Genomic DNA, 6856 nt, shown 5'->3' on the forward strand with positions numbered 1-6856 from the left:
CCTGGTGGGCGCTGCCCAGCGGCGGCGGCCCCGCGGCCGACCCAATGCGCAGCCGCGCCGCCGCGCTCAGCGCGGGCCGCGCCGGCCTGACCGCCCTCAGCGGCGCCGACGCACACGACCCAGCCGCCTCGCTCCGGGCCTGGCTCGACGCCAGCACCGGGACCCTGCACGACAGCCTGACGCAGGGCCGCCCGGCGGCCCTCNCGCCTCCACCGGCCCCGACGGTGTCCCGCCGCCACCGGAACGGTCACCGCCGCCGGACTCACCGCCTTCGACTCCGCCGCCGGCACCGCCGCCCTGGTGGCCACCGTGGAGGTCGGCACGACGGTCACCGGCAGCACCGCGCCCGATGTCCAACGGCGGCGCCTCGACGCCGGGTTGGTGCTGAGCGCGGGCCGCTGGCGGATCGGCTCGCTGACCGCCGTGCCCGATGACGCCGCACCGCAGCGCAACACCGACCCGGCAGCCGCGCAGGTGGCCGCCGTGATCGGCCCGGCCGTCGCCCGGATCCTCTCCTACACACCGGACGACCTGGACGGCACCGACCAGGCCGCCCGCCGGCTCCTCGGCGGCGGCGCGGCCGCCCAGTACCAGGCGCTGTTCGGCCGGATCCGGCAGCAGGTCGCCGCCCAGCAGCTGAGCCTGCGCACCACGGTGGTGCGGATCGGCGTCGGCGAGCTGACCGCGGACCGCGCCGAGCTGCTGGTGTTCGTGGACCAGACCGCCCAGCGGGCCGGCCGCGCGGCCACCACCGTCGGCGGCCAGCTGGCGGTCGTGGCCCAGCGCCGGGACGGCCGCTGGAGCATCACCCAACTGTCGGAGCGATGAGGGGATCTGACGTGACATCAGCATGGCGGCTGACCGCCGCCCGGGCCGCGGCCCTGCTGGCCGCGGGCGCGGCGGCCTGGGGCGGCTGGTCCTGGTACGCGGCGGCCCACGACAGCCGCGCGGCGCTGGCGCTGACCCGGGACCAGGTGCTGGCCGCGGGCGAGCAGGCGGTGCAGAACCTCAACACCCTGGACTGGTCGCACCTGGACTCCGGCCTGGCCCTGTGGGACCAATCCACCACCGGCGACCTGCACACCCAACTGGCCCAGGGACGGGCCGACTTCACCAAGCAGGTGGCGCAGGCCCGCACGGTCACCACCGCCCGGGTGCTGGACGGCGCGGTCACCGAGCTGGACCCCGGCGCCGGTCGCGCGGCCGTGATGGTCGCCCTGCAGATCACGGTGACCCCGGACGGCGGCACAGCCGCCGTCAAGCAGAGCCGGATGCTCGGACAGCTGACCCGAACCCCCCAGGGCTGGAAGCTCAGCGCCCTGCAGCAGGCCCAGGCCCAGTGAGGAGCCAGCGGTGACCACCACCCGTCACCTGATCGAACGTCAGCGCCGCCTGGCCACCCGGCCCGCCCCCGCCAAAACCGTCGAGCCGGTCGAACCCGTAGAGGTGGTCGCGCCCGCCGGACCCGTCGAACCCGCCCGGGCGAGCGGGAGACTGCGCCGCGCCCCGGGCGCGCTCGCCTGGCTGGCGTTGCTGACCGTGCTGCTCGGCGCGGCGGCCGGCCTCTGCTTCGTCCGCGCGTCCGCCCTCCAGGACCGCCCGGCGCTGCGCAACTCCGCCCTCACCGACCCGGCGGCCACGGCGGGCGTCAAGGGCGCGGTCACGGCCGCCGTCAACTCCCTCTTCTCCTACGACTACACCGACCCCTCCCGCACCGACACCGCCGCCGGGCGGCTGCTGACCGGTAGCGCCGTGCGGCAGTACGCCGCCCTGCTGGCCCCGGTCAAGCAGCAGGCGACCCAGCGGAAGCTGGTGCTGACGACCACGGTGACCGGCTGCGGCGTCGAGCAGATGCAGGGCGACCGCGCCCGGCTGCTGGTCTTCGCCGAGCAGCGGGACACCAGCACGGCCGCTTCGGGCGGCAGCACGGAAGCCCCGGCGATGTTCGCCGTGACGGCCGTCCGCTCGGCCGGAACCTGGCGGATCAGCGCGATCGACACCTTCACCGGCTAGGGCCGCGCCTGCGCCACCGAGCCCTTCCTCAGGGGCGGACGGGGACGGGTGGGACGAGCGAGGCGGGCGAGCACCGCGGGTTCGTCGCACAGACGATGAAGGTGCGCAGGCCAGACGGCTCGGCCAGCTGGACCCGCCACATGGTCGGGTAGCTTCGGCCGCAGAAGGCGCAGACGGCCTGCGGCCGAGGGGCAGGGACGGGAGTGGGGACCGGGGCCGGCGGCCAGGGCCTCGGCGGCCCGGACCCTGCGCCCGACCCGGGAGGCGGGGGTGCGGTGGGCCGGGGCGGCGCGCTCGGCATCGGCGGCACCGGGGTCGGGGGCCCGGGCGGCACCGCGGGCGCGGGAGGCATCACGGGCGCGGGCGGCATCGGAGCCGCTGCCTGCCAGATCGTCGCGCCGCGTACCGGGCTCCGGTAGTCGTAGCCGCACTTCGCGCACGTGAGCAGGAGGGAGTCCGAACACATCTCGCCGCACTCGGGGCAGAACGTCACCGGCTGCTCGTTCGCCCGGGTGCTCTCGCAGCGGCCGCACACGTAGTCCGGCTCCAGCTTGGCCTGCCGGAAGACGGTGCTGAAGACCTTGAACGCGCTGGGCTCGCCGTGCCCGGCGTACAACGAGCCCAGGGAGACCAGGGCCTTGATGTTGCGGTTCCGCTGGCGCAACCGCTTCAGGTCGAGGTTCACCACCTTGGGATGCCGACAGTCGACGCAGACGCACAGGGTTCGCAGGGGCAGCGCGGACCTGATGCTGTACTGCTGGTGCAGGACCTCGAAGGTCCGGACGTACTCCTGCGGCACGTCCACCCGGACGCCGCCCCTGCCCCCGACGCTGAGCCGACGCTCCACGAGAGCCGCGAACTCCAGCCCTTGGGCGACCAGTTGCGGCGGCACGCTGCCCGGCCGGGCACTGACCATCACCGGAATGGTGAGCAGCGCCCGGACCGAGGCCATGTCGAGGACGGCGACACCCGACGCCGAGGCGAACACCACGTGGTCCACGCCGTCCCAGGCGACGGGGGTTGCCTGCTGCGGCCTGCCGCCCAGTCGCCCGGAGATCGCCGCGACCGCGTTTCCGAGGACGCGCTGTCCGACCGCGTGGCCCTGCTCGACCGCCTGCACGCTGTTCCCGCGGAACCACCAGCGCGGTGCCGGAAATCCCGGCGCGGCCTGCGGATCGAGCGCGCCCAGAGCGCGGTCCAACTCCCCCAGCAGCGTCTCGAACGCAACGCGGTAGGGCTCCTGGACGCCCACCATGACGACGGACACGGCCCTGTCGGTCGCGCGCACGGCGAGTCGGCAGGAGTCGGCCTCAGCGGTGAGGTCGATCCGCACCGACACGGGGACCTCGTCCGGCATCATCACCGAGCGGACGGCCGAACCCCGTTGGGCCTCAAGGACGGAGGCCCACTCCGAGGTGACCTGGTAGCTCTGCCGACGCAGCACGTCGAGGGCGACGGCGCGCACGCGTGCGGAGTCCACGCCCAGGCGGCGTTCGGCGTCCAGGACGATCGAGGGCATCACACCTCCACAGGACCGGTGTGTGTCGGTGAGGGGCGCACCTCAGACCGCACTGTCCCAGATGGATTCATTGAACTCCTCCACCTGCTCCTGCATCTCGGCCACGGTCTCGGCCTCGAACTCCTCCGCCTGTTCCACGATGTCGGCCTGGACCTCCGCCGCGAAGTCCTCCCCGTCCCCGCTCTGCGCGAGGTAGTCGTCCCAACTGACCATTTCTCCTCCTGGCATGCGTCGTGCTGTGGCCGGCGCTGACGGGATGTCAGCGCCGGGTCAAAGTGCCGTCCAGTCCGTCCTGGGTGGCGTGCAGGGAGCCGTCGTCGTTCAGGGTCAGGATTCCGTAGCCGGGCAGGGTGGACGACGTACCCGGACCGGGTCAGCACCGAGGTCGCGTCCAGGGCTCGGGGCGATGCCGAAGTCGATCAGCCGCGGCCCGTCCAGGGCCAGCGGCACGTTGGACGGCTTCACGTCGCGGTGCACCAGGCCGAGTTCGTGCACCGCTGCCAGCGCCTCCGCCAGACCGGCGCCCAGCGTGCGCACGGCGCCGACCGGCAGCGGACCGAACCGCCGCACTGCGGCGGACAGCGCGGGACCCGCGACGAAACCCGTGGCCACCCACGGCCGTTCGCCCTCGGTGTCCGCGTCCAGTAACCGGTGCCGTCCAACGCCCGCCGACCCGGCGGGCGGCGGCGACCTCCTGCCGGAACCGCTGCCGGAACTCCGGGTCCGCCGCGAACTCGGGACGAACCGTCTTGAGCGCCACGGTCCGTCCGCCCGTCGTGCGGCCGAGGAAGACCTGCCCCATCCCCCGGACCCGAGCCGCGCCACCACCCGGAAGGGACCCATGCTCGGCGGACATCCTGTGCGAGAGGTTCCAACTGCCACCGATCCTCGGTTGGTTGCGACCAGGCGGCGATCCTAGCCAGAGGTTGCGGGCCGGTCCATCACAACTTCTTCACGCTCCCATGAGCGATCCTCATAGGGGTGGACGGACGGGTGGACAGAAGGGCGACCGGCCGCAACGATCATGCCCGACACGTTTTCTCCGCAACAGGAGGAGAGCCCTTTCCATGCGCGTGACGCTTGCTCAACTGCGGGCGCTGGTCGCCGTGGTGGAGGAGCAGGGCTTCGTCGCCGCCGCGACGAAGCTGGGCGTGACCCAGGCCGCGGTCTCGCACGCCATCGCCGCGTTGGAGAAGGCCGTGGGCGCACCCGTCGTCCTGCGCGGGATACGTCCCGTGAGTCCGACCGCGCTCGGGCGCCGGTTGCTGCAGCACGCCCGGAGCGCCGTGAGCGAGGCGGAGGCGCTGGAGGAGGCCGCCGCCGCGCATGTCGCCCGCGTCCACGGCCATGTCGTGGTGGGCGCCCCGCCGACGGTGTACCACGGCCTGCTGCCCGCGTTCACCTCCCTGTGGCAGGCCGCCTGCCCGCGCGTCGAGGTGAGCACCCTGGAGGGCGAGGACGGCGAGGTCGCCGGATGGCTCGCCGCCGGAACAGTGGACCTGGCCGTCCTCGTCGACCCCGACCCCGTCCCGGACGGCGCGGTCCTGCTGCTGCACGACGACTTCCGCGTGGCCCTCGCCACCGACCACCCGCTGGCCGGGGAGGCGGCGGTGCGGTTCGAGGACCTCGACGACGACTCCATGCTGCTCTCGGACGGCGGCGTCGAACGCTACCTCCGCGAGATCCACGACGCGGTCGGCCGCGGCTACCAGGCTCCGCGCCGGGTGCGGGGATTCGCCACCGTCCTGGGCATGGTCCAGGCCCGGCGCGGCATCGCCGTTGTCCCCGGACTGGCCCAACTCATGCTCCCCCAGGGCACCGTGCTCGCCGGGCTGCTTCCGACGGCCCGTCGCCGCCTCTACCTCAGCGGCCCGCCGACCGGACCGTGGCTCGACGCCGTCGACGCCATGGTCGAGACCCTGCGCCCCCTCCTGCCGCTGGACCCGGCCCGCCCCCTCGCCGGCCTGGACGCCCCACCGGATCCGCGCCGCGGCGCGGGGAAGGGCCTCCCCCTGCCGACTTGACCAGGCGACGTGCCGGCGATGGAGCCGGCGGGTCGCTGAGGAGGAGGGGATTTCGTGTCAGTCGCTGACAGAACTCTTGCCAGCGGCTGATCATCGCGCTCTGATATCCGCATGCACCAGAGCCGCGGCCTGCGCGCAGCGAGGAAGCTGCGCACGAGGGAAGCGCTGCGCGACGCAGCGCTCGACCTGTTCGTCCGTCAGGGATACGACGCCACCCGGATCGACGAGATAGCGGAGGCCGTCGAGGTCTCGCCGCGGACCTTCTTCCGGTACTTCGAGACCAAGCAGGACGTGCTGCTCTCGGTCGTCCGCGAGGCCTCCGCCGTGGCGCTGGCGGAGCTGGAGCGCAGACCGGCGGCGGAGCCGCCGCTGGCCGCACTCGGGGCGGCCGCCGACTTCGCCGTCCGCGACGTCGTGCGACGGCTCCCGGCGCACGCGGGCGTGGAGCTGTACCTGCGGGTCCTCGGGCTGCTCTACGACCACTCGGGGCTGGCCACCGCGCACACCCGGCTGCTGCGCGAGCACGCCCTCGCGGCGGCGCAGGTCCTGGCACGCCGTCAGGGCGTGGACCCGACCCGTGACCTGCGTCCGCAGGTCCTCGCCGCCGCGCACACGGCGGCGCTGACCGAGGCTCACCACGCCTGGCACGATGCGGGCCGGGCCGACCTCGACGCGCTGCTGGCCGCGATCCACGCCCACCTGGACGCGCTGCCCCAGGCCCTGACCGAGCGGTGGTCCGCCGATGTCTGACCTCGACGACCGCCGCACGGCAACCCCGGCGGAGGATCTCCAACTCCACTCGGGATACGGCGACCTGGGCCCGCACGGCGTCCTGGTGGGCATGGACGGCAGCCGCACGTCGGTGCGCGCGGTGGACTTCGCCCTCGGCTACGCGGCCCGGTCCCGGACCAGGGTGATCGGCCTGTACGTCCGCCCTGCCGCGTTCGGCGCCACCGGCCTCGTCGCGGGCGCGGCCCCGTTCGCGGAGGGCGCGTTCGACGAGATCGCGGCGGAGCTGCGGGACTATCTCGCGTCCCGCGCGGGTGAGTTGGGCCTGCGGCACGGGTTCGCGGAGGTGCGCGGGGATCCCCTGCGGGAGCTGAGGCGGGTGGCCCGGGCTCTGCGCGTGGACGCCATCGTGGTCGGCGCGTCCAGCCGTCTCGACCACCGCCTCTGGGGCAGCGTCGGCGCCTCCCTCGCCAAATCGGCCCGCCACCCCGTCATCGTCGTGCCCTAGCCTCTGAACGGCGGTCAGCCCCCCTCAGGGGCGCGGGGAACTGCGCGAGCAACCCACCACTCG

At 74.1% G+C, this 6856-nt stretch carries 8 protein-coding genes and 1 pseudogene; 6 read left to right on the plus strand and 3 right to left on the minus strand.

Annotation, left to right across the window (positions count from 1 at the left end; genetic code table 11):
• Window positions 1-300 precede the first annotated feature (300 nt).
• From ACFP3V_RS26440 to ACFP3V_RS26450, 3 genes are read left to right on the plus strand one after another with little or no spacing between them, the layout of a single operon-like run.
• Window positions 301-828: a hypothetical protein gene (locus tag ACFP3V_RS26440; protein WP_380588423.1), complete on the plus strand. Its 528-nt coding sequence runs from the start codon at window positions 301-303 to the stop codon at window positions 826-828.
• Complete coding sequence (locus ACFP3V_RS26445) at window positions 825-1343, plus strand: hypothetical protein (RefSeq protein WP_380588426.1); 519 nt, start codon at window positions 825-827, stop codon at window positions 1341-1343. The genes ACFP3V_RS26440 and ACFP3V_RS26445 overlap by 4 nt, the downstream gene beginning before the upstream one ends.
• A 10-nt stretch (window positions 1344-1353) precedes the next feature.
• Entirely contained in the window at window positions 1354-2013 is a 660-nt protein-coding gene (locus ACFP3V_RS26450) for a hypothetical protein (protein ID WP_380588429.1), read from the plus strand.
• A 28-nt stretch (window positions 2014-2041) separates the two neighbouring features.
• Here the strand turns inward: ACFP3V_RS26450 and ACFP3V_RS26455 are convergent, their stop codons facing one another.
• The 3 genes and pseudogenes from ACFP3V_RS26455 to ACFP3V_RS26465 form a co-directional block, all read right to left on the minus strand.
• On the minus strand, window positions 2042-3532 hold the full coding sequence (locus tag ACFP3V_RS26455) for a hypothetical protein (RefSeq protein WP_380588432.1): 1491 nt from the start codon (window positions 3530-3532) through the stop codon (window positions 2042-2044).
• A gap of 42 nt (window positions 3533-3574) precedes the next feature.
• Window positions 3575-3760, minus strand: coding sequence for a hypothetical protein (locus ACFP3V_RS26460; protein ID WP_380588453.1), 186 nt, complete (start codon window positions 3758-3760; stop codon window positions 3575-3577).
• Between the two features lie 125 nt (window positions 3761-3885).
• Window positions 3886-4375, minus strand: a pseudogene (locus ACFP3V_RS26465) (protein kinase domain-containing protein); the annotation flags it as partial.
• Between the two features lie 224 nt (window positions 4376-4599).
• On the opposite strand from ACFP3V_RS26465, the gene ACFP3V_RS26470 reads away from it, so the two are divergent.
• From ACFP3V_RS26470 to ACFP3V_RS26480, 3 genes are all read left to right on the plus strand, one after another.
• Window positions 4600-5556, plus strand: a complete 957-nt coding sequence (locus tag ACFP3V_RS26470; protein ID WP_380588435.1) for a LysR family transcriptional regulator — start codon at window positions 4600-4602, stop codon at window positions 5554-5556.
• Window positions 5557-5667: 111 nt separating this feature from the next.
• Window positions 5668-6306 carry a TetR/AcrR family transcriptional regulator gene (locus tag ACFP3V_RS26475; protein WP_380588438.1) on the plus strand — a complete coding sequence of 213 codons (639 nt, stop codon included), beginning with the start codon at window positions 5668-5670 and terminating at the stop codon, window positions 6304-6306.
• Window positions 6299-6793, plus strand: a complete 495-nt coding sequence (locus tag ACFP3V_RS26480) for a universal stress protein (protein ID WP_380588441.1) — start codon at window positions 6299-6301, stop codon at window positions 6791-6793. The genes ACFP3V_RS26475 and ACFP3V_RS26480 overlap by 8 nt, the downstream gene beginning before the upstream one ends.
• Window positions 6794-6856: the final 63 nt, after the last annotated feature.

Origin of the sequence: Streptacidiphilus monticola, assembly GCF_042658505.1 — a bacterium.
Taxonomy (GTDB): domain Bacteria; phylum Actinomycetota; class Actinomycetes; order Streptomycetales; family Streptomycetaceae; genus Streptacidiphilus; species Streptacidiphilus monticola.

Coding starts and splice junctions, on each gene's coding strand:
- ACFP3V_RS26445 (WP_380588426.1), top strand. CDS start 825: ATGAGGGGATCTGACGTGACATCAGCATGGCGGCTGACCGCCGCCCGG.
- ACFP3V_RS26455 (WP_380588432.1), bottom strand. CDS start 3,532: ATGCCCTCGATCGTCCTGGACGCCGAACGCCGCCTGGGCGTGGACTCC.
- ACFP3V_RS26460 (WP_380588453.1), bottom strand. CDS start 3,760: ATGCCAGGAGGAGAAATGGTCAGTTGGGACGACTACCTCGCGCAGAGC.
- ACFP3V_RS26470 (WP_380588435.1), top strand. CDS start 4,600: ATGCGCGTGACGCTTGCTCAACTGCGGGCGCTGGTCGCCGTGGTGGAG.
- ACFP3V_RS26475 (WP_380588438.1), top strand. CDS start 5,668: ATGCACCAGAGCCGCGGCCTGCGCGCAGCGAGGAAGCTGCGCACGAGG.
- ACFP3V_RS26480 (WP_380588441.1), top strand. CDS start 6,299: ATGTCTGACCTCGACGACCGCCGCACGGCAACCCCGGCGGAGGATCTC.